The sequence below is a fragment of the Butyricicoccus sp. AM05-1 genome (genome assembly GCF_003474415.1).
GTDB classification, from domain to species: Bacteria; Bacillota; Clostridia; order Oscillospirales; family Butyricicoccaceae; genus Agathobaculum; species Agathobaculum butyriciproducens.
Genome location: NZ_QUDG01000002.1, coordinates 32,345 through 53,811 on the forward strand (window position 1 = coordinate 32,345; position 21,467 = coordinate 53,811).

Annotated in this window: 18 protein-coding genes and 1 other RNA gene; 6 read left to right on the forward strand and 13 right to left on the reverse strand. The window is 56.1% G+C overall.

The window, feature by feature from the left end; all coding sequences use genetic code 11:
* Positions 1 to 39: 39 nt before the first annotated feature.
* Positions 40 to 549, reverse strand: a complete 510-nt coding sequence (locus tag DW088_RS04075; protein ID WP_118359713.1) for an HD domain-containing protein — start codon at positions 547 to 549, stop codon at positions 40 to 42.
* Between the two features lie 211 nt (positions 550 to 760).
* Positions 761 to 1,075, reverse strand: coding sequence for an MGMT family protein (locus DW088_RS04080; protein ID WP_118359715.1), 315 nt, complete (start codon positions 1,073 to 1,075; stop codon positions 761 to 763).
* 217 nt (positions 1,076 to 1,292) lie between these two features.
* On the opposite strand from DW088_RS04080, the gene gdhA reads away from it, so the two are divergent.
* Positions 1,293 to 2,636, forward strand: coding sequence for an NADP-specific glutamate dehydrogenase (gdhA, locus tag DW088_RS04085; protein ID WP_118359717.1), 1,344 nt, complete (start codon positions 1,293 to 1,295; stop codon positions 2,634 to 2,636).
* A gap of 396 nt (positions 2,637 to 3,032) precedes the next feature.
* Here the strand turns inward: gdhA and DW088_RS04090 are convergent, their stop codons facing one another.
* From DW088_RS04090 to DW088_RS04115, 6 genes are all read right to left on the reverse strand, one after another.
* On the reverse strand, positions 3,033 to 4,628 hold the full coding sequence (locus DW088_RS04090) for a peptide chain release factor 3 (protein ID WP_118359719.1): 1,596 nt from the start codon (positions 4,626 to 4,628) through the stop codon (positions 3,033 to 3,035).
* Positions 4,629 to 5,347: 719 nt separating this feature from the next.
* Positions 5,348 to 5,947 (reverse strand): recombination mediator RecR, encoded by a 600-nt coding sequence (gene recR, locus DW088_RS04095; protein ID WP_110435225.1) that lies wholly within the window; start codon positions 5,945 to 5,947, stop codon positions 5,348 to 5,350.
* Positions 5,947 to 6,300 carry a YbaB/EbfC family nucleoid-associated protein gene (locus DW088_RS04100; protein WP_118359721.1) on the reverse strand — a complete coding sequence of 118 codons (354 nt, stop codon included), beginning with the start codon at positions 6,298 to 6,300 and terminating at the stop codon, positions 5,947 to 5,949. The genes recR and DW088_RS04100 overlap by 1 nt, the downstream gene beginning before the upstream one ends.
* A 14-nt stretch (positions 6,301 to 6,314) precedes the next feature.
* Positions 6,315 to 7,940: a DNA polymerase III subunit gamma/tau gene (gene dnaX, locus DW088_RS04105; RefSeq protein ID WP_118359723.1), complete on the reverse strand. Its 1,626-nt coding sequence runs from the start codon at positions 7,938 to 7,940 to the stop codon at positions 6,315 to 6,317.
* Positions 7,941 to 8,312: 372 nt separating this feature from the next.
* Positions 8,313 to 8,579: signal recognition particle sRNA large type (gene ffs / locus DW088_RS04110), an RNA gene on the reverse strand.
* Between the two features lie 55 nt (positions 8,580 to 8,634).
* Positions 8,635 to 11,025 (reverse strand): transglycosylase domain-containing protein, encoded by a 2,391-nt coding sequence (locus tag DW088_RS04115; protein ID WP_158574604.1) that lies wholly within the window; start codon positions 11,023 to 11,025, stop codon positions 8,635 to 8,637.
* Positions 11,026 to 11,370: 345 nt separating this feature from the next.
* Between DW088_RS04115 and DW088_RS04120 the strand changes: the two genes are divergently transcribed.
* From DW088_RS04120 to DW088_RS04140, 5 genes are all read left to right on the forward strand, one after another.
* Positions 11,371 to 11,700: a BofC C-terminal domain-containing protein gene (locus tag DW088_RS04120; protein ID WP_118359727.1), complete on the forward strand. Its 330-nt coding sequence runs from the start codon at positions 11,371 to 11,373 to the stop codon at positions 11,698 to 11,700.
* A gap of 159 nt (positions 11,701 to 11,859) precedes the next feature.
* Complete coding sequence (locus DW088_RS04125) at positions 11,860 to 12,105, forward strand: IreB family regulatory phosphoprotein (RefSeq protein ID WP_110435230.1); 246 nt, start codon at positions 11,860 to 11,862, stop codon at positions 12,103 to 12,105.
* A 405-nt stretch (positions 12,106 to 12,510) separates the two neighbouring features.
* The gene (locus tag DW088_RS04130; protein ID WP_118359729.1) at positions 12,511 to 14,526 is read left to right on the forward strand and encodes a YgiQ family radical SAM protein; all 2,016 of its coding nucleotides are present in this window, start codon (positions 12,511 to 12,513) and stop codon (positions 14,524 to 14,526) included.
* Positions 14,527 to 14,593: 67 nt separating this feature from the next.
* On the forward strand, positions 14,594 to 15,247 hold the full coding sequence (locus DW088_RS04135; protein ID WP_147356545.1) for a hypothetical protein: 654 nt from the start codon (positions 14,594 to 14,596) through the stop codon (positions 15,245 to 15,247).
* A 139-nt stretch (positions 15,248 to 15,386) separates the two neighbouring features.
* Positions 15,387 to 15,818 (forward strand): Lrp/AsnC family transcriptional regulator, encoded by a 432-nt coding sequence (locus tag DW088_RS04140; RefSeq protein ID WP_116704675.1) that lies wholly within the window; start codon positions 15,387 to 15,389, stop codon positions 15,816 to 15,818.
* A 271-nt stretch (positions 15,819 to 16,089) separates the two neighbouring features.
* Here the strand turns inward: DW088_RS04140 and rsmA are convergent, their stop codons facing one another.
* The 5 genes from rsmA to DW088_RS04165 all read right to left on the reverse strand — a co-directional run bounded on the left by rsmA (position 16,090) and on the right by DW088_RS04165 (position 21,434).
* Positions 16,090 to 16,953 carry a 16S rRNA (adenine(1518)-N(6)/adenine(1519)-N(6))-dimethyltransferase RsmA gene (gene rsmA / locus DW088_RS04145; protein ID WP_118359733.1) on the reverse strand — a complete coding sequence of 288 codons (864 nt, stop codon included), beginning with the start codon at positions 16,951 to 16,953 and terminating at the stop codon, positions 16,090 to 16,092.
* Positions 16,954 to 17,040: 87 nt separating this feature from the next.
* The gene (hpf, locus tag DW088_RS04150; RefSeq protein ID WP_118359735.1) at positions 17,041 to 17,568 is read right to left on the reverse strand and encodes a ribosome hibernation-promoting factor, HPF/YfiA family; all 528 of its coding nucleotides are present in this window, start codon (positions 17,566 to 17,568) and stop codon (positions 17,041 to 17,043) included.
* A gap of 195 nt (positions 17,569 to 17,763) precedes the next feature.
* Positions 17,764 to 18,606, reverse strand: a complete 843-nt coding sequence (locus DW088_RS04155) for a fumarate hydratase (RefSeq protein WP_118359737.1) — start codon at positions 18,604 to 18,606, stop codon at positions 17,764 to 17,766.
* On the reverse strand, positions 18,603 to 19,775 hold the full coding sequence (locus tag DW088_RS04160; RefSeq protein ID WP_118359739.1) for an amidohydrolase: 1,173 nt from the start codon (positions 19,773 to 19,775) through the stop codon (positions 18,603 to 18,605). Before DW088_RS04160 ends, DW088_RS04155 begins: the two co-directional genes overlap by 4 nt.
* Before the next feature lie 1,194 nt (positions 19,776 to 20,969).
* Positions 20,970 to 21,434 (reverse strand): S1 RNA-binding domain-containing protein, encoded by a 465-nt coding sequence (locus DW088_RS04165; RefSeq protein WP_110435239.1) that lies wholly within the window; start codon positions 21,432 to 21,434, stop codon positions 20,970 to 20,972.
* Between the last annotated feature and the right edge of the window lie 33 nt (positions 21,435 to 21,467).

Below are 21,467 nucleotides of genomic sequence, written 5' to 3' on the forward strand. Positions count from 1 at the left end.
ACGCCCACTGCGGTGGGTGTCTCCATTTTCAATTTTCCATTATTTCGCCTGATATGTCGGTTTGAGAAACATTTCTTCAAGATATTGCTTGCCGGTTTGGGTTCGGAACACGCGGTCTTTCGCGGTTTTACACTGCTCTGCCGTCATGCCGTCCTCGTAGGCGTTGACGAGGAAATCCGCTTCGAGCAGAATACGAAAATCTTTTTCCTCTCCGGCGGTATAGGTATGGTGATGCGCGATGAGCCACTGCACGCGCTCGCTTTCCTGCTCATCCGCGCCGCACTGCCGCAGCATGGGTGCCGCGACCGCCGGACCTTCCATCTCCTGCCAATGCCCGCCGTTCGAGCCGTGCTTCCGTTCAGCTTCATGGATGCCGATATCGTGCAGGACTGCTGCGGCTTCCAGTACATTCTGCGTATGCTCATCCAGACCTTCCCTGCGCCCGAGCAGACGGCTGTATGCGTATACCTTTATAAAGTGCTGAATCCGTTTTGCGTCGCCTGCGTCGTATGCGATAGCGAGCGCGGTCAGCTTTTCGATGTCGATCATGCGTGTCACTCCTTTGGCGCAAGCATAGCACCGCACGACCGGATTTGTCAAGTCAGGGTAATACCACATAATTGAACAAGAGCGATTTACGAGTAAATTTTGCGGTCTGACTAGGCGTGATTTTGCGGTAATACTTTGTGTATTACCGTGAAAGCACAACGACGTCAGAGCACAAAATTTCCGTAAAGCGCCGCAGTTTAATTGTGCGGTGTTACCCTAATCCTGTCCAGCCGTATTTCGTCATATCCACGCGGCCGTCCTCGGTGAACTCGATGCCGTCCGCTTCGAGCAGTGCGCGCTGGATATCCGCGCCGCCGAACGCAAACGCCGGTGACGTTCGTCCGTCTTTCGTCACCACGCGGTAGCATGGAATACCCTCCGGATCGGGATTGGCATGCAGCGCATAGCCGACTACGCGCGCCCATCTCGGGTTGCCCGCGAGCAGCGCGACCTGCCCATAACTGGCCACCGTTCCGCGCGGAATTTTCTTCACCACTGCATATATACGTTCAAAGCTGTTTGCCATGGCTGTTGCCTCCTTCTTTTACTTTATTATATCAAGTCAGATTGCCAATATCCATAGGTTTTTCAGCCTAAAAAACTGTATAATTTTATCACGCTAAAGTATTGCATATACAAAAAAATTGCTATATAATAAAACCGTCACCAAATATAAAAGCATTCCACTCGGATTACTTACGAAAGTTAAGCGAGTGGTATAGAATGTAAGGAGGACAATAAAAATGGCACTTACCAATTCTTATCTGCAGGGCGTGTACGAAACCGTACAGAAGCGCAACCCGAATGAGCCGGAGTTCCAGCAGGCAGTTTACGAGGTTCTTGAGAGCCTTGAGCCGGTTGTTGAAGCTCGTCCGGAGCTCGAGAAGAACGGCATCATGGAGCGCATCGTAGAGCCGGAGCGCATGTTCATGTTCCGTGTACCGTGGGTTGACGATCAGGGCAAGGTTCAGGTTAACCGCGGCTTCCGCGTACAGTTCAACTCCGCAATCGGCCCCTACAAGGGCGGTCTGCGTCTGCACCCCTCTGTTAACGCATCCGTTATCAAGTTCCTCGGCTTTGAGCAGTGCTTCAAGAACAGCCTGACCACTCTGCCGATGGGCGGCGGCAAGGGCGGCTCCGACTTCGACCCGAAGGGCAAGTCCGATGCTGAGATCATGCGTTTCTGCCAGTCCTTCATGACCGAGCTGTGCAAGCACATCGGTCAGTTCACCGACGTACCGGCAGGCGATATCGGTGTTGGCGGCCGTGAGATCGGCTTTATGTTCGGCCAGTACAAGCGTCTGCGCAACGAGTACACCGGCGTGCTGACCGGTAAGGGTCTGTCCTACGGCGGTTCTCTGGCACGCACGCAGGCAACCGGCTACGGCCTGTGCTACTACATGAAGGAAATGCTCGCATACAAGGGCACTTCGTTCGAGGGCAAGACCGTTGCAATCTCCGGTTCCGGCAACGTAGCAATCTATGCCTGCGAGAAGGCTACCCAGCTGGGCGCTAAGGTTGTTACCATGTCCGACTCCAACGGCTTCATCTACGATCCGAACGGCATCAATCTGGATGTTGTTAAGGACATCAAGGAAGTTAAGCGCGGCCGCATCAAGGAGTATGCTGAGCGCGTTGCAGGCAGCACCTACACCGAGGGTCAGCGTCCGTGGGGCGTAAAGTGCGACATCGCTCTGCCGTGCGCAACCCAGAACGAGCTGAACGAGGAGAACGCCAAGGCTCTGATCGCCAACGGCTGCAAGTTCGTAGCTGAGGGCGCTAACATGCCGTCCACCCCGGAGGCTGTTGCAGCATTCCAGGCAGCCGGCGTATTCTTCGGCCCGGCAAAGGCTGCTAACGCAGGCGGCGTAGCTACCTCCGGTCTGGAAATGAGCCAGAACTCCCTGCGTCTGTCCTGGACCTTCGAGGAAGTTGACCAGCGTCTGCACGACATCATGGTTAACATCTTCCACACCTGCATCACTGCAGCTGAGAAGTACGGCCACAAGGACAATCTTGTTATGGGCGCTAACATCGGCGGCTTCGAGAAGATTGCTGACGCTATGCTGGCTCAGGGCGTATGCTGATTTTCGATTGAAAGGGCACAGCCCTTTCAATCGAGGGACGCCCTTGACAGGCGCTGCCTGTAAGGGCTACCGCAATAAAAGAGCACCGGAATTTCGATTCCGGTGCTCTTTTATTGTTTGCTAAAAATGACCCGGCAAAGTATCAAACCATACGATATCGCTTAACCGTAGGGTGCGCCGACTCGGCGCACCGTTGCAGACCATTTGCAGATATACAGCCGTAGGGGCGAACATTGTTCGCCCAGAACACGTTCAATTTTACATTGCATGGGAGCACACTGTGCTCCCCTACGGGATAACATGTACCAATCGTTTAATTCGGTGCGCCGAGTCCATCCCCCCCGGGCACCTTATCACACACCATCGAAAAAGACCGCCGTAAGGCGGTCTTTTAGCTTATGCGTTTTCGGAAAAGTCTGCCAGACGCAGGTTCTCGTTATGGTCGGTTGCGTAGGTGATATTCCACGGCGAGGTGAACAGCAGCAGGCTGTTGCCCTTGAGATCCTCGACGATCTTAGTATCGCTCGTGAGCTGGAGCTTCTTAATATCGAAGTCCTCCTCGTCATTCTCAACCCAGCGAACGTGCTCATACGGCAGGTTTTCGCGGATGATCTCAACGTTATACTCGTTCTTCAAACGGTACTCGAGCACCTCAAACTGCAGCACGCCGACAACGCCGACGATAACCGATTCCATACCGGCATTCGGCTCGCGGAAGATCTGGATGGCGCCCTCCTGTGCGATCTGCTCGACACCCTTGACGAACTGCTTGCGCTTGAGCGTGTCCTTCTGACGGACAACGGCAAACAGCTCGGGTGCGAACGTCGGGATGCCGGAGAACACGCACTTATGCTTGGGATCGCACACGGTATCACCGATGGAGAACACGCCCGGATCGAAAATACCGATAATATCGCCCGCATACGCCTCATCGACAATGGAGCGGTCCTGTGCCATCAGCTGCTGCGGTGCGGCAAGCACCATCTTCTTGCCGGACTGAACGTGCAGCACGTCCTGACCGCGCTCAAACTTGCCGGAGCAAATACGCATGAACGCAACACGGTCGCGGTGCGCCTTGTTCATGTTCGCCTGAATCTTGAACACAAACGCGGAGAAATGCGGGTCGAACGGGTCGATCACACCGATGTCAGCGGTACGCGCGGTCGGCGGCGGCGTCATCTGCAGGAACTTTTTCAGGAACGGCTCAACGCCGAAGTTAGTCAGCGCGGAACCGAAGAACACCGGCGACAGCTTGCCCTCGTGCACAGCCTTGAGATCAAACTCGTCGCCTGCACCGGAGAGCAGCTCCACATCGTCGATCAGCGTCTGGTACTGATCCTCGGGCAGCAGTCCCTCGAGGATCGGATCGTCGATCGACAGGCGCCGCGCCTTGACCTCGTGGCGGAAATCCGCGCCCTCAAACGCGATAACCTCATCGTCCATGCGGTCGTACACGCCCTTGAAGCGCTTGCCCGAGCCGATCGGCCAGTTTACCGCATAGGTGCCGATGCCCAGCTCGTTCTCGATGTCCTCGAGCAGCTCGTACGGGTCGCGTGCCTCACGGTCCATCTTGTTGATAAAGGTGAAGATGGGCACACCGCGCATCGCACAAACCTTAAACAGCTTGCGGGTCTGTGCCTCGACGCCCTTGGAGGCGTCAATGACCATCACCGCCGAGTCAGCCGCCATCAGCGTGCGGTAGGTATCCTCCGAGAAGTCCTGATGACCCGGGGTATCCAGAATGTTGATGCACTTACCCTCATAGCGGAACTGCAGCACCGAGGACGTTACCGAAATACCGCGCTGCTTCTCGATCTCCATCCAGTCGGAAACCGCATGACGGCTGTTTTTCTTGCCCTTGACCATGCCGGCCTCCTGAATGGCTCCGCCGTAGAGCAAAAACTTCTCTGTGATGGTGGTTTTACCGGCGTCAGGGTGCGAAATGATTGCAAATGTGCGCCGATTTTCAATTTCTTTTTTCAGGTCTGCCACAGACTTTTTCCTCCCGATCTATCAAAAATCTAATATTGTTGTAGAATGTACACAGAATGTTCACAATTCACCAGTATTATAAATGACGTGGAAAGCGTAAGATCCCCCCACATGTTCTTGCTTTCTACTCTCTATCCTACCTTTTATTGCGGGAGCAGCTGGACGAAAGTTCGGCTGTTCCTGTTTTTTTGCCTTTTTTAAAGGTAAAATGAGAGTTGACGTTGTAAATTCTATTCAGCACCATCTATCCGGTGCACACGATCCGCGAAGCGGTACGCTGTCACCGGGCACGCCTATACGCTAACAAGTACAATCTTGTCATAAACAACGCTGCCGAGCACAGCAACCAACCAAATCTTTGGGCGGCACTGCCATCCTCCAGAGGACCCTCTCTTGCCCTTTGGGCAATTCACCTTGTGCCGCCCTCTGCGTAGAGTTGCCCATATGTGTAGTAGTAAACTATCTGACACTGCGTACAGGCAGAGACATGGGCGCACACTGTGCGCCCCTACGGTAGAAAAGCTCCTCTGCCGTTCCCCTTTTCGAAGCAGTCGCCGGTCTCTGATTTGCGTCAGGCTATCTTAGGAAAGGGGTGAAAATCAGAGGGCGGAAACCTTGGTGTCTACCCTCTTGTACGCCTGCCGCGAAGGCAAGAACCGCAGCATACTGCGGCACCAATTTCCGTCAAACACAAACCTTACAAGGCTGCAAAGGAGCCATCACAGCTCCTTTCGACCCTCCAGTGCACGGGTCAGCGTCACCTCATCAACAAACTCCAGATGCCCGCCAACCGGAATACCATACGCCAGCCGCGTAATCTTGATGCCGAACGGCTGCAGCAGCCGCGAAATGTACATCGCCGTGGCTTCGCCCTCGGTGTCCGGATTGGTGGCGAGGATAACCTCCTCGGTCTCCTCCTCCGCCACGCGCTTGACCAGCTCGCGGATACGGATGTCGTCCGGTCCGACGTGCCCCATCGGAGACAGCGTGCCGTGCAGCACATGATACAGACCCTTGTACTCCTTCGTGCGCTCGAACGCGATTACATCGCGCGGCTCTGCCACCACGCAGATCACCTTCTGGTTGCGCGTCTTGTCCGAGCAGATCGGACAGATCTCGCTGTCCGTCAGATTCTGACAGCGCTTGCAGGTGAACGTCTTGGCTTTTGCTTCACGGATGGCATCCGCAAACCGCTCGGCATCCTCTTTCGGCAGGTCGAGCACATGAAACGCCAGCCGCTGTGCGGTCTTCTGGCCGATGCCCGGGAGCTTTGCAAACTCCTCGATCAGCCGTTCGACCGGCGGTGCAAAAAGCTCCATTACAGCAGACCGCCCAGACCGCCGCCAATGCCGCCCGTAATCGCGGACATCTGGCTCTGCGACTTGTCGGAAGCCGCCTTGAGCGCCTCGTTGACCGCTGCAACGACCAGATCCTGCAGCATGTCGATATCGTCCGGATCAACAACGTCCGGCTTGATCTCAATGCTCTTGAGCGTGGAAGTGCCGGTTACAGTCGCGGTAACCATGCCGCCGCCTGCCGTGCCGGTGGATTCCATCAGCGCGATCTCCTCCTGCGCCTTGAGCATGCTCTCCTGCATCTTCTGTGCCTGCTTCATCATCGCCTGCATGTTCATGCCGCCGCCGAAGCCGCCGAAACCCTTACCCTTTGCCATAATAAATGTCCTCCTTAAAGCTGTTTCACTTGAATATCCATTGATTTAGCGCGGTCGATCAGTTCATCGACTGCGATATTTTTTTTCACACCAAGCTCCTCGCCCGCTTCGCGCACCTTGACCTTGATGGGTGCGCCGTTCAGCTTGGCCGCCTGCTCCCGGATGACCGAAATGGTCGGCTCCTTTGCCGCGAGAAGAGCCGTCATTTTGTCCTCGCAGAGAATGACGAGCGCGTTGTCCTCGAGCACGCCTTTCGCGCTCAGCTTGATACAGGTGTGCGCGCCGATGTTGATTTTGTTGGTCAGCGCCTTGAGCAGCGGCTGCCAGTGCTGCCACAGCGTCCGTTCCGGCTTGGGCGGTGCCGGTGCCGACTCCTCCTCGCTTACCCAGTCAGGCGCATCCTCGTCACCCGGAAGCGGCGGTGCATCATCGTCACTCGGCGGAGGCGGCACATCGCCTGCCTGCTGCGCGGCTGCTGCGGGCACCATCTGCACCGGAACGCCGTTCTTCAGCTTTTCCTCGAGCGCCTCCACGCGCCCGCCGAGTGTATCGTAATTATCCGCGCCCAGACTGCACAGCCGCACCGCGCACAGCTCCGCCTCCACGCGGCGGTTGGCTGCCGTGCGCATATGGTCGAGCGAATCGCTGATAATGCGGCTCCACGCGATGAGCGTGGACGACGCCAGACCGTCACACAGCGCCTGCAGCGTCTTTACGCTGTACGCGGGAGAAATAAGCGCGGAAACGTCGGTCTTGCTGGTCTTGACCAGCAGTGCATCGCGGATCAGGCCAAGCATCTGGTCGTACACAGACGCTAAATCACGGCCTGCGTTATAATATTCGTCCAGCAGGCCGACTGCCGCCGCCAGATCACCGGTTTTCAGGTGCTCGGCCAGGCGAATGCCATCGTCCTGACCCATGACGCCGAGCGCCGCCGTGACCGTTTTCTCGTCCACCGCACCGGCTGCCGCCGCACGGTCGAGCATGGAAAGCGCGTCTCGCATGGCGCCGTCTGCCAGCCGGGCAATCAGGCGTGCCGCACCTTCGGTCAGCGCAATGCCCTCACCTGCCGCAACATCCAGCAGCCGGCGGGAAATGTCCTCCGCGCCGATGCGGCGGAAATCAAACCGCTGACAGCGCGACAGAATGGTCGCAGGTACCTTGTGCAGCTCGGTGGTAGCGAGGATGAACAGAACATGCTCCGGCGGCTCCTCGAGTGTTTTGAGCAGCGCATTGAACGCACCGATGGACAGCATGTGTACCTCGTCGATGATGAACACGCGCTTGCGGACCTGTGCAGGCGTGTAGCGCGTCTCATCGCGCAGGTCACGGATGTTGTCCACACCGTTGTTGGACGCCGCGTCAATCTCGGTCACGTCCAGCACCGAGCCGTCCAGAATGCCGCGGCACGCCGCACACTCGTTGCACGGATCGCCGTTCACCGGATGCTCGCAGTTGACTGCGCGCGCGAGGATCTTCGCACAGGTGGTCTTGCCGGTGCCGCGCGTGCCTGTAAACAGATATGCATGGCTCAAACGTCCGGACTGCAGCTGCGCGCGCAGTGTGTCCGTGACATGCTGCTGCCCAATCACATCCGCAAACGTCTGCGGCCGCCATTTGCGGTATAAAGCCTGATACAAACGAAAATCCTCCCCTCAATAAAATAAAGAGGCGGGCGTAAGCCCGCCTCAAAGCGTCCTCTCGCGGACTTTGTCCGCCATTCAATACCGATTTGCTTGCAAACCGTACCCGCATGGCAGGATTTTGTTTCAAAAATCCGAGCCATCGGTCTCCGCCGCTTCACGGCGGCATTCAATCGAATCTTACGGCCACGCCGTAAGATTCATAAAAACCCGCGACATGTGCGTGGGTTTTTATACAAGACGGAGCAAAAGTTTCGACCATCGGGAGGAACTTTTGTCCCGCCGGGATTTGTCCGAGCCGCAGGCTCGGCACATCCCCTTCGATCGAAAGCGTGGTTTCGATCGAGATTCGTTCAGCGCCCCACAAGACCGCACACAGGTAATTCGAATACACACACCCGGCTGCCTTTCCGCATTTCGGGCTCAGAATCGGCAGATCTGCGGCACACGATGGTTTCTGCTTAATGCTGCTCGGTTCCCCGCCTGACATGGTTCACAGTCCTCCGTTGCGCAGTACCGGTTCCTCATCGCCCTGTGAGTGGCTGCCTCGCCGCATGTGTGCTCCTTGTTACCCGCATAGTCCCCGCTGAAGCGGATTGCGGGTTCAAGGCACCGCTAACGCCCCGACTTGTGCGGCCTTGTGCGGCGCTGAACGATTTTCAGTTTTCAGTTTGTGCCGAACAATTCGGCTTTATGCTTCCGGATCCTCCGAGCTGTCACCGCTGTCTCCGCTGTCGCCACCGGAATCGCCGCTGTCTCCCGAATCGTCTCCGCTGTCACCGCCGTCTCCGCTGTCGTCACCGGAATCGCCGCTGTCGCCGCTGTCATACGATCCGCCGTCACCGGAATCCTCATTGCCGGTGCCGGTATCCGAAGAGCTGCTGTCCGAATCGCTGTCATCTTCTTCATCATCGTAGTAATAATTATCTACGCCCATGTTCTCGAAATCATACTTGTTTTCGATATTCTGATGACTGCAGGTCTCGGTCGGAACCTTGCCCTTCCAGAATCGGCCGGTTGCAGCACGTCCCGCAGCGCGGCACGCACCGGATGCCAGCAGACCGGTATCCATACAGTAGGTGACTTCCTCGAAATCCTGCGGATGCGAGTCAAATACCAGACCGGAATCACCTGCATGCACCTTCTGCATAACAGCCAGCCAGATATTCGCCGCATTGCGACCGTACAGGCCGTCCAGACGGTAGTTATGCTCGTAGCCTACCCATACCGCACCGGAATACTTCGGCGTGATGCCGCAGAACCAGATATCGGTATTGGAGGTGGTGGTACCGGTCTTGCCGCCGGTTTCTACACCGTCAAGCTGAATGCCGTAGGCGGTACCGTGTGCGGTAACGTTCTGCAGACAGTCGAGCATATAATAATCCGTGCGGACATTGGTAAAGCCCTTATCCGTGTTGGGTGTATTCTCCATTACGGTGTTGCCTTCGCTGTCCGTCACCTTGGTGTAGGTGCGGGTACCGCCGCAAACGCCATCATTGATGAAGGTCGAGAAACCGCCCGCCATCTCACGAACGGTAACACCGTCCGTCAGTGCGCCAAGCGCCAGCGGTGCAAGGTCGATATCCGACTGCACGGTACCATCCTCGTTGGTGCGGCTGTCTACCAGCTTAAAGCCAAGCTGCTGGGTCAAAAAGTTAAACGATACCTGCGGTGTCAGCGTTTTGAGAAGCTGTGCAGAGACCGTATTGAGCGAACGGGTCATGCCCTCCTTAATGGTCAGCTGACGGCCGGTCGGATATTTGCCGTCGTTCATCGGCCACGGATTGCCCTCTTCATCCTCCATGAGTGCACGATCATAAATCGTGCTGTCCGGCGTGACGATGCCGTTATCCATCGCCGGTCCGTAAGCCGAGAGCGGCTTGAGCGAAGAACCCGGCTGACGGCGTGCGTCAGACGCATAGGAGAAACCGCGGCTGCTGGTCTTTTCACCGCGGCCGCCGGCAATACCAACGATATTGCCCTGCTTGTCCGTGATGACCATGGCACTCTGCGGGATTTCGCCGTACTTCTCGGTGTTCGGGAAATTATCTGCGTTAGCCCAGACCTCATCGAGTGCATTCTGCACCTTGGTGTCGATGGTCGCATAGATGTTCAGACCGCCGGAGTAAACCATGTTCTCCGCAACCAGACGGGAATATCCCTTTTCGGTCATCAGGTCGTTGATCACGTCCTTGATAACTTCATCGGTGAAGTAGCTGTAGGTGGACTTGATCTCCTGCTGATACTCCTCGTAGGGGCGGTAGTTAAGCTCCTCTGCTACGGCAGCCTCGTACTCCTCCTGCGAGATCATCTTCTGATCGAGCATCTGTGCAAGGATGGTCTCCTGACGCTTCTTTACCTTTTCGGGATGGTTATAAACGTCGTAAATCGACGGGTTGTTGGTAAGACCTGCCAGCACGGCGGATTCTGCCAGATCCAGCTGCGATACATCCTTGTCAAAATACTGCATCGCCGCAGTCTGCACACCGTAGCTGTTGTAGCCCAGATAGATCGTGTTCAGGTACATGACCAGAATACGGTCCTTGTCGTCAATCTCTTTCTCAAGTGCAAACGCGCGGAAAATCTCGTTTACCTTGCGCTTTACCGAGTAATCGTTATCAGCCGTGATGTTTTTGATCAGCTGCTGCGTTATCGTCGAGCCGCCGTACTGCGTACCGCCGAGCAGCCAGCCCTTGACCGCACCGATCGTGCGCACCCAGTCTACACCGTGGTGCTTGTAAAAGCGCTCGTCCTCGATTGCAACGACTGCGTTCTTGAGGGTATTCGGAATCTTGTCGCTGTCCACCCATTCACGGTTTTCCTTGCCCTTGATGGTTTCGTACAGCTTGTATTCATCGGAATCCGATTCCTTAGCATAAATGAATGAATTCAGATTCAGACCCAGTCCCTTGCTGATCTCCACCGCAGTTTCCTGCGCGGACGGATTGATATAGATGTGTACATACAGCGCAAACGCAATACCGCAGAAGCAGCCGCACAGCACACCGATCAATACCAGTGTAATCAGTATGCGGGAGAACAGATGTCCGATTCCCGTTCCTTTTTGATTGCCAGTTGCCAATTTGTTTTCCTCCTTGCCCCACGATATGCACCGCAGGGTCCTGTCGGGTAAGACGAAGAACACGTCCTATTTGTTCCCGCACACGGTCTTTTTTTAAGCACCGTGTATTGTTGGCAATACCGTAAAATTCATCGGTATTACCGTCTTATAAGGCTAAATGAATTGTACAATAGCTGCCTGTGCCGATTTTCTTCCGGCAGCTTACTGCCGAGGTAATAGGCACTCTGATAGCATTATACCACAGGACTTTGCAAATTCCAAACATTTTTTACGCTGCTTTTAGAATAGACCGTATTTTTGTGGGAATACTCAAAGCAAGTCCCACTGAGTGAAGGAGTTTTGACTATGATGCAGGGTTTTTATCTGCTTGCTATGCAGCAGGCGCGGCGGCGCACACAGTTCGCCGCGCTGGCATGTCTTGCAGCAATGATCAGTCTGGTACTGGCCGGACGTGCGCTTCTGGCTTCGCCGGCCGTTCCGGCGAGCGCATCGATTACCTATACGGTGCAGAGCGAAAACGACCGGCTTGTCATCCGGCAGAGCGACGGCTCGGTCCTGCGCACAGGCATCGACACGCGCACGCTGCCATCCGCCGAGCAGCAGGCACTTGCGGACGGCATTACACTCGATAATGCAGAGGAGCTGGCGCGGCTGCTGGAAAATTACAGCTCGTAAAACACCGTCTCCTTTTCCATCGCCATACAGTGTATGCCACAGGCGGAAAAAGTTTTCATGCGAGTTTTGCGCGGATAAGGCTTTACTTTTTCCGCTTTTTGTATTATGCTTTAAGTAACGATAAACACCGACAGGTAGGATCGGAAAGGAGAACCAAATATGCTTGACGGAACGAGAAAATTCAGTCTGGTAGACGAGTCCAACAAGGAGATGAAGCGCACGCTTACCACTGTGTATGACGCGCTCAAGGAGAAAGGCTACAACCCGATCAACCAGATCGTCGGCTATCTTCTCTCTGAGGACCCGACTTACATAACCAACCACAACAATGCCCGCAGCCTGATCTGCAAGATCGACCGCGACGAACTCATGCAGGAGCTGGTTCAGTTCTATCTGGATAACTGAGTTTTTGCAGAATAACCGTATACCTTATTTGCGAAAAAATAACCGTTACCTTTGGCGAGGACGGTTATTTTTCATTTTACAAAACATTTCCGTTCTCTGCGGCTTGACTTTTACCGCAGATTTGCTATACTTATAGATAGAAAAGGGCAATCCGGCAGAAGACGGTTGACCTGGGTTCAATTATTTTGTTAAAAAAATAACCGTTACCTTTGGCCGAGGACGGTTATTTTTTTATGGTTTTAACGATTTCAAGCAGAATGATCAATGTAATAATCTGCAGAATCTGATCCACAATACCACCTCCCTTCAGGGAGTATGGTCAACCGTCTTCAACATCTTTTGCCGGATTACCCGTATTTTTATTGTAACCTATAATTTTCACCTTGTAAATCCAAAGAGGTATATATGAACGGTTTTCTCCCTATTTCCAAACAAGATATGGCCGATCGCGGATGGTATTACTGCGATTTTCTCATCGTCACCGGCGATGCGTACGTTGATCATCCGTCGTTCGGCACGGCGATTATTTCACGCGTGCTGGAGGATGCCGGCTACAAGGTCGCTATCCTCAGTCAGCCGGACTTCCGCGATGAGCACGACTTCCTCGAGATGGGCCGTCCGCGCTACGCGGTGCTCATCAATGGCGGCAACATCGACTCGATGGTCGCGCACTACACCTCGGCGAAAAAGCGCCGTTCGGACGATGCATACACGCCGGGCGGTGTGGGCGGCAAGCGCCCGGACCGTGCGGTAACCGTCTATTCCATGCTTGCGCGGCGCGCCTTCCCGGAAACGCCGGTCTATCTCGGCGGCATTGAGGCCAGTCTGCGCCGATTTGCGCACTACGATTACTGGGCTGACCGCGTTATGCCGTCCATTCTGGAATCCACCGGCGCGGACGGCGTGATGTTCGGCATGAGCGAGCACTCGGTCGTTGAGCTGGCGAACAACCTCAAGCACGGTAAAAAGGGTGCGGATGCGTGCAAGGGAGTCCGCGGCACGGCCTATATGGTGCATGATACGGACGATCTGGAGTATGATGCGGTCGAATGCCCCTCGTACGAGGATGTCTGTGCCAGCAAGCCGGACTACGCCCGTTCGGTCAAAATCCAGTACGACGAACAGGATGCCGTGCGCGGCAAGGCGATTCTCCAGCGGCACGGCAAGCGCATCCTTGTGCAGAACCCGCCCGCGAAGCCGCTGACCACCGAAGAGATGGACCACGTTTATGCGCTGCCGTACATGCGTAACTATCATCCGTCGTATGAGGCGCTCGGCGGCGTACCTGCCATTCAGGAGGTGCAGTTCTCCATCATCCACAACCGCGGCTGCTTCGGCGCGTGCAACTTCTGCGCGCTCGCGTTCCATCAGGGACGCTACATTCAGGTCCGCAGCCACGAGAGCGTGATCGAGGAAGCAAAAAAGATCACCCAAATGCCCGGCTTCAAGGGCTACATCCACGATGTCGGCGGCCCGACCGCGAATTTCCGCTTTCCAGCCTGCAAAAAGCAGGAGAAATACGGCTGCTGCAAGGACAAGCGCTGCCTTTTCCCCACCACCTGTCAGAACATCGAGGCCGACCACACGGATTACCTCGAACTGCTGCGTGAGCTGCGCCGCATCGAGGGCGTGAAGAAGGTGTTTGTCCGTTCCGGTCTGCGCTACGACTACATGATGGCCGAGAAGAACGATGCGTTCTTCCGCGAACTGGTCGAGCACCACATCTCCGGTCAGCTGAAGGTCGCGCCGGAGCACATGAGCGACAACGCCCTGTACTACATGGGCAAGCCGTCCTTCAAGGTGTACGAGCAGTTCCGCGAGCGGTATGCCCGCATCAACGAAAAGCTGGGCCGCAAGCAGTATCTTGTGCCCTATCTGATGAGCTCGCATCCGGGTGCAACGCTTGATGACGCCATCATGCTCGCGCAGTACCTCAACCGCGTCGGCTACATGCCCGAGCAGGTGCAGGATTTTTATCCCACGCCGGGTACGCTGTCCACCGCGATGTACTACACCGAGATTGATCCGCGCACCATGAAGCCGGTCTTTGTGGCAAAAACGCCCGAGGACAAGGCGATGCAGCGTGCGCTGCTGCAGTGGCGCCGACCGGACAAGCGCCCGATCGTCATTGCCGCGCTCAAAAAGGCGCACCGTGAGGATCTCATCGGCTTCGGCAAGGAATGTCTCATTCGTCCGGGCAGAAGCAGCGACCAGCGGATTCCGGGCAGCAAGCAGCACAGCGTCAGCCGCCACGGCGTATCCAACGGCGGCAGACAGCAGAATAATGACCGCCGTCATTCTGCGCCTAACAACGGCAAGCACAGTGCACCGAACGGCAAACGTCCGGCTTCGCGTCCGGCTCAGAGCAAGCCGAATCAGGGTAAGAAATCCGGCTGGGCAAAACCGAAAAAGAAAAAATAATTTTATACGGAACTTTTTACGCCGTCTTTCGTCTATACTATCAGAGTTACGAAAGGCGGTGTTTTTTATGACAAAACGTACTTTAGCAATGCTTCTTGCACTTCTGGCGCTGCTGCTGACCGGCTGCGGCAATGCCGAGCCGAAAAATGCGGAAGCCGAAATCGGCAGCCAGAGCACGGATGACGCAACTGCCCTGCCGGATACCACCGAGCAGAAACCGGTCGCAGATGCACCCATGATGGTGATGGTGGATAACACGCTGTATCAGTCTGCCGGTGAGGTCAGCACGGTCGATGGCCGCTGCGGCAACATGGACGGCGAGATCACCTCGCAGACCGAAAACGGTACGGACGCGCCAACCGAGAACGGCCAGTCCAACTTCGGCACGGGCTACGGCTATCAGCGCATAGACGACCATATCGAGGTGCTGATTGATAACCAGTGGATCGTGTTCGAGCAGGATGCCACCGTACCGCGGATGGTCATGGTGGATGGCAAGCTGTATCAGGAGACCGGAAACCTGCCTTCCGAGCCGTTCTGCGGAACGCCTGACGGTTCGATCACCTCGAAAACGGCAAACCGAAACGATGTTCCGACCGAAAACAACCAGTCCAATTTCAGCGATAACCGGGATTTTGTGTTCATTGACGAGGATACCATTTACGTTTCCGCAACGCCGGACTGGATGGAATTCAAGGTCATCACCGACTCGGATGTATAAAAACTTTTGTTCGAAGCCTTATTTTATTTGACAACAACCCGGTCGTGCTTTATAATAAACAGTGAACAAAGGAGTTCGTCCCGCGAAGGCGGGTCGGACTCCTGTTTTTATTTTTAGGATAAGGAGGGCTATTTGCCCCATGGACGAAATTGATCTGAAGCTCTTGCGGCTGCTGCAGAAGAATGCCCGCACCCCCATCAAGGCCCTTGCAGGTGAGGTTCGCCTTTCCTCCCCTGCGGTTTCCGCGCGTATTGAGCGGCTGGAAAAACAGGGCGTTATTCGTGCGTATACGCTCGATCTGGACCCGCTGCAGCTTGGCCATCACATTCTCGCGTACATTCATCTGGATATGCAGCCCACCCAGAAAGAGGAATTTTATCCGTTCATTGCTGCGTGCTCGAATGTGCTCGAGTGCAACTGCGTGACCGGCAACTACTCCATGCTGATCAAGGTGTCGTTCGCCTCGACGCAGGAGCTGGACGGCTTTATCGGACGTCTGCAGAAATTCGGCAAGACCGAAACACAGATCGTGTTTTCCTCGCCGGTGCCGCCGAGAGCCATTGTGGTATGAGAAAAAGCCTGCATGTGCAGGCTTTTTCTTTTGTCCACAGGGTGGGGATAGGTTTGAGTATTCCATTAGGTATAGCCGGTAAACGGCGGGATGGGGTCATCCCGCCGTTTCTCTCCGGTTTGCACCAATGAACACCAACGGCACACGTTCCGCAGGGGCGCACTAATGTGTGCGCCCTAATCTGACCGATCGCCCACCACGGAAAAGGGCGGACACACCGGTCCGCCCCTACGATAGCCTGTACAGGTTGATTAAACCCACAAATCAAAATTTACTGCAGCTTTTCCGCCGCGAGATCTGCCAGTTTCGCATACTCTGCAAGGCTCAGCCGTTCACCGCGAACGCGGGCATCCAGACCGGCTGCTTCTACGAGTGCGGTGATCTCCTCCTTGCTCATCGACGAGCCGAGCACCGGACCGAGCGCGTTCACGAGCGTCTTACGGCGCATATTGAACGCTGCGCGCACAAGGGCGAAAAACAGCTTCTCGTCCTTAGTCTCAACCGCCGGCTTGTCGAGCGGCACGAGCTTGAGCACCGCCGAATCCACCTTGGGCTTGGGCACAAAGCAGTCCGCCGGAACATCAAACAGGATTTCCGCCTTGGCGTGGTACTGCACATAAATCGAGAACGCCGAGTACGCCGCCGTGCCCGGCTCTGCGCAGATGCGCTGCGCGACCTCCTTCTGTACCATGACCGTCACCTGCTCGAACGTGCCGCTCTCGAGCAGCGCCGTAATTGCCGGTGTGGTGATGTAATACGGCAGATTGGCGCACGCGATCGCCTTTCCGTCACCGAATTTCTCCTTGCAGAGCGCGGCAAGGTCGGTTTCGAGCACATCGCCGTGCACGACCTCGAAGTTATCATAATCCGCGAGCGTCTCTGCCAGAACTGGCATGAGCGCACGGTCCAGCTCGACCGCTACGACCTTATCCGCACGCCGGCACAGCTCCGCCGACAGGCAGCCCATGCCCGGGCCGACCTCAACCGCGTTGCCGCACTCGGCAGCACCGCTCATCTCCGCGATGCGGCGCGGCACGCTTTCGTCCGTCAGAAAGTTCTGTCCGAGCGATTTGGAAAAATGGAAGCCATGACGGCCCAGAACCGCTCGAATTGTCTCAATATCACATAAATTCATTCGTTTCTCCCCTTTTTGACCGAAAAAGACCGGCGGCAGAGCGCCGCCGGTCCTTATGTAATGCACTTTGTATTGTTAGAGCAGCGCTTACTCTTCGCCCTCGATCAGACCGTAACCGCCTGCCGCACGCTTGTAAACAACGGCGTGGATATTGTCGTTGTCGGCGTTGCGGAAGAAGTAGAACTGGTGGTCAAGCAGGTTCATCTGCAGGATAGCCTCGTCCACGCTCATCGGCTTTACGTCGAAGCGCTTGCGGCGTACTACATCGAAATCCTCCTCGGTCAGTGCGGCCTTCTGCTCTGCCATCTTGTCGAATGCACCCTCACGCAGGCGCTTCTCCAGACGGGTCTTATGCTTGCGGATCTGGCGCTCGATACTGCTGATGGCACCGTCTACGGAAGCATACATATCAGTCGTCGTTTCCTCGGCGCGGACAACCAGACCAACCTGACGCACCGTGATCTCGACCGTCTGCTTGCCGCGCAGCTCGCTGAATGTAAGCGTGGTATCCGAATCCTGCTGGAAGTAGCGATCCAGCTTTTCTACCTTACGCAGTGCGTACTGACGCAGCTCGTCCTCGATCTTGATTTTTCTTTCGACGATAGTGAACTTCATAAAATCATCTCCTAACAGGCGTAAACCGCCTTTGATGGCTTTATCCGCGGCCGCCGTGGTGTGACGGAAACGGTATTGGGTTTTTGCTATCTTCAGTATAGCACAACCTATGCAACTTGTCCAACAATTTTTCAGAAGTTCACAATTTGTTCAGCATATTTCCCAAGATGTTTTACAATCTCTTGTCAAGGTTGCTTACAGCTCGCCCTCTGCGTGACGGGTAACATGGCAGGAAATATTAACCACGCACGGCAGACCGGCGATATGCGTGCCGAACGGCTCAATGGCGCAGGCAAGAGCGGTAACCGTGCCGCCGAGTCCCTGCGGGCCGACACCGGATGCGTTGACCTTATCGAGAATCTGCTGCTCCATCTCGGCGTACAGCGGATCGGCGTTGTGCTGATCGACCGGACGCAGCAGCGCACGCTTGGCGAGATATGCCGCCTTATCGCTCGTGCCGCCCAGACCGACACCGATAACGATCGGCGGGCACGGGTTGGAGCCGGCATGGATGCACGCATCCGCGATGAAATCCACGATCTGCGCCTTGGTAGCGGCAGGCGTGAACATCTTCATCTGGGTCATATTCTCCGAGCCGAAGCCCTTCGGTGCCACCGTGATCTTCACCTTGTCACCCGGAATGACCGAGGTGTACAGGATACACGGCGTGTTGTCGTTGGTGTTTTCGCGGCGCAGCGGATCACCGACCACCGACAGGCGTAGATAGCCGTCAATGTAGCCGCGGCGGACACCCTCGGTGACTGCATCCTCGAACGAGCCGCCGGTCAGATGCACGTCCTGACCGATCTCCGCGAACACGATCGCCATGCCCGTATCCTGACAGACCGGCACGTTGTTCTCGCGTGCAAGGTCGCAGTTGGCGATCATTTCACCGAAGATGGTCTTGCCGAGCGGAGACTCCTCCGCGTTCTGACCATCCACGAACGCCTGCCGCAGATCTGCGGGCAGATAGTAGTTGGCGTCAATGCACAGCTGACGCACCAGCTTGGTTACTTCCGAAACCTCAATCGTCCTCATTTTGTCCTCCTATATTCCGGTGCACCGTTTACAAAAACAGCCTGCACCTGGGTTGCAATATCCAGCGGATCGCCGCTCCACAGCACACAGTCTGCATCCAAACCGGTTTTCAGGCTGCCGATTCTGTCCTGCATGCCCGCAATTTTCGCGGGTACCGATGTGACCGCGCGCAGCGCGTCCGTTTTATCCATACCCGCACGCACCGCCAGCATAAGCGCCATCGGCAGCAGCCGCAGCGGAATTTCCGGGTGATCGACCGTAATGGCGGTTTCGATTCCGGCCTTGCACAGCAGTCCGGGCGCGGCATCCGACAGGTTGCGGATCTCCGGCTTGGAACGGTCGGTCATGTACGGGCCGCTGACCACCGGAACGTGCTCCTCAGCCAGCAGGTCGGCCACAAGGTGCGCCTCCGTGCCGTGAATGATGACGGCCCGCAGACCGAACTCCTTCGCAATGCGCAGTGCGGTAAAGATATCGTCCGCACGGTGCGCGTGAAAATGTGCCTCGGCCTTGCCCCAGAGAAGCGGCTGCAGCGCTTCCATCTTGATGTCGAAATCCGGCTCGTCCTGCTCCGGATCGTCCTCCGCACGCGCCTTGCGCAAGAAATACTCCTTCGCCTTGTACAGCTCCTCGCGGATGATGCCCGCGGTTGCCATGCGCGTGACCGGCGTTTCGTCCTTGTCGTGGTAGACCGACTTCGGGTTCTCGCCCAGCGCGAACTTGATCGCCAGCGGCGCCTTGAGAATCATATCGTCCACACGGCGGCCTGCCGTCTTGAGCAGCGCAATCTGTCCGCCGATGGGGTTTGCGCTGCCCGGGCTGACTGCGGCAGCCGTCACACCGGCCTCAAGTGCCTCGCGGAAGCTGCGGTCGAACGGGTTGACGCCGTCCAGTGCACGCAGATGCGGCGTCGCCGGATCGGTATCCTCGTTGCCGTCCGCGCCCTCAAAGCCGAGACCGTCCTCGTAAAGACCGATGTGCGAGTGAATGTCAATCAGGCCGGGGGTCAGCACGCCGCCCTCGCCGTCAATGACGCTTTCGCAGTCCGGCGTTTCTCCCTCGCCCATCGAGGCAATTCTGCCGTTTTCGAGCAGAATCCAGCCGAAAAAGCGAGAATCACGCTCATCCATCGTCCAAATGTTGATATTTTTGATCAGTGTTTGATTCATTCAGAACCTCTTTCAAAAAAGCTATTGACATATATGGCAATTTATGGTATATTTATCATGGCGGTTGGGAAAGCCGCCATGCACCGTTCATATCTTTATCCCCACAATCCTACTTTTGGCGCTCTTTCGCAAGGAAGAGCGCGCTTTTTTGCGCAAAAGCAGGAGCTGCGCTTCTTTTTCAGCACAAACTATGCTGGGCACGCGAGTTGCGCAGCAATACGCCCTGTCCGGGCAGTACCTCTTCCTGCACCGATTGTCTGGTGCACACGAACCGCGCAGGCGGTTCGCCCCTAACGGACGGTGGGTTTTTCGCTGAACCTCAGCTGGAGTGCGCCGCCTACGGCGGCGGGAACGTGCCGCGCCCCGCGGCGGGGGATTTGCGCTGACGCCGCGCGGGCGCACAAGAGGGTAGACACCTGCGGTTTCCACCCTCTGATTTTCTCCCCTTTCCCTTGGATAGTCTGGCGCAGATTGCTGACATGTGACCGCTGCGAAATGGGGGAACGGCAGAGGAGTTTTTCTACCGTAGGGGAGCACAGTGTGCTCCCCTATCCCGACATATTCGCAGTGCCAGATACCGTTCTGCTACACATACGGTTTACTCTGCGCAGAGCGCGGCATAACAGTGCCGCGCAAATCGTAAGCGCGTTATAATAGATAGCACCTACGAAGATAAATTGTATCAAACGCCTAATTCGCAGGTGCCATGCGGTATAACGCGTTAAAGAGTTGCGCGACACTGTTATGTCGCGCCTGCTTAGATGAACCCACCTGTGTAGCAGTACGCTGTCTGTGAACTGCGAAAAGGCGGAGAAAGTCACGCTGCAGTAACCCGACTGCCGTTCCCCTATTTCGCAGCGGTCACATGTCGGCAATCTGCGCAAGACTATCCATGGGAAAGGTAGGAGTTCAAAGAGGAAGGAAAACCGCAGGTTGTCCTTCCTTTTTGCCCACCGCCGTGGGTACGGCGTCGCCCCCTCTGAGGTTCAGCGAAAACTTCCCGCCCGGAAAGGGCGAACCCGCCTGCGGCAGTTCGCGCACCCCGCTGGGTCGGTGCAGAAAAGGAGCCGCCCCGTCAGGGCGAACACGCTTACGCAGTTCATGTGCACCGGACAGCCAGTGCCGAAAAGCCCTGCCGACGCTTCGTGCACCGGCATATAAAAGCAAAACCGAGGTTTCCCTCGGTTTTCTTCTTTATCTGCGGCGGCGCGAACCGTTCTTTCGATCGGTTGCGTGGCGCACATCGGCCTGACGGCTTTCGCTGTCCGACATAAACGCCTTCAGCTTATCCTCAAAGCTCATCGTGGACGGGTCCTTCGGTGCCTGCTGCACACGTCCGCGCGGTGCGGACGAACGCTGGAAACGCGGCTGACGCGGCGCAAAGCCGCCCTCACGGCGCTCCTGTCTCGGCTGACGCGGCTCCTGCGGCTGCGCCTTCTTGATCGACAGATTGATACGGCCTGCCTGATCAATATTGATGATCTTTACCTTGACCTGCTGGCCCTCCTGCAGGAAATCCTTGATGTCGTTTACGAAAGTCGAAGCGACCTCCGAAATATGCACCATACCCGACTTGCCTTCGGGCAGCGCAACGAATGCACCAAACTTGGTGATGCCGGTTACCTTGCCCTCTACGATTGCTCCCACTGCCAAATCCATATAAGCTGTTTTGCCTCCGTTATTATTTCCCTT

Excerpts from the sequence above, each read along its gene's own strand:
- DW088_RS04125 (WP_110435230.1), top strand. The coding sequence starts at position 11,860 with ATGCTTGACGGAACGAGAAAATTCAGTCTGGTAGACGAGTCCAACAAG.
- DW088_RS04100 (WP_118359721.1), bottom strand. The coding sequence starts at position 6,300 with ATGGCAAAGGGTAAGGGTTTCGGCGGCTTCGGCGGCGGCATGAACATG.
- DW088_RS04160 (WP_118359739.1), bottom strand. The coding sequence starts at position 19,775 with ATGAATCAAACACTGATCAAAAATATCAACATTTGGACGATGGATGAG.
- gdhA (WP_118359717.1), top strand. The coding sequence starts at position 1,293 with ATGGCACTTACCAATTCTTATCTGCAGGGCGTGTACGAAACCGTACAG.
- hpf (WP_118359735.1), bottom strand. The coding sequence starts at position 17,568 with ATGAAGTTCACTATCGTCGAAAGAAAAATCAAGATCGAGGACGAGCTG.
- rsmA (WP_118359733.1), bottom strand. The coding sequence starts at position 16,953 with ATGAATTTATGTGATATTGAGACAATTCGAGCGGTTCTGGGCCGTCAT.
- DW088_RS04135 (WP_147356545.1), top strand. The coding sequence starts at position 14,594 with ATGACAAAACGTACTTTAGCAATGCTTCTTGCACTTCTGGCGCTGCTG.
- DW088_RS04155 (WP_118359737.1), bottom strand. The coding sequence starts at position 18,606 with ATGAGGACGATTGAGGTTTCGGAAGTAACCAAGCTGGTGCGTCAGCTG.
- recR (WP_110435225.1), bottom strand. The coding sequence starts at position 5,947 with ATGGAGCTTTTTGCACCGCCGGTCGAACGGCTGATCGAGGAGTTTGCA.
- DW088_RS04130 (WP_118359729.1), top strand. The coding sequence starts at position 12,511 with ATGAACGGTTTTCTCCCTATTTCCAAACAAGATATGGCCGATCGCGGA.
- DW088_RS04165 (WP_110435239.1), bottom strand. The coding sequence starts at position 21,434 with ATGGATTTGGCAGTGGGAGCAATCGTAGAGGGCAAGGTAACCGGCATC.
- DW088_RS04075 (WP_118359713.1), bottom strand. The coding sequence starts at position 549 with ATGATCGACATCGAAAAGCTGACCGCGCTCGCTATCGCATACGACGCA.
- DW088_RS04140 (WP_116704675.1), top strand. The coding sequence starts at position 15,387 with ATGGACGAAATTGATCTGAAGCTCTTGCGGCTGCTGCAGAAGAATGCC.
- DW088_RS04080 (WP_118359715.1), bottom strand. The coding sequence starts at position 1,075 with ATGGCAAACAGCTTTGAACGTATATATGCAGTGGTGAAGAAAATTCCG.
- DW088_RS04120 (WP_118359727.1), top strand. The coding sequence starts at position 11,371 with ATGATGCAGGGTTTTTATCTGCTTGCTATGCAGCAGGCGCGGCGGCGC.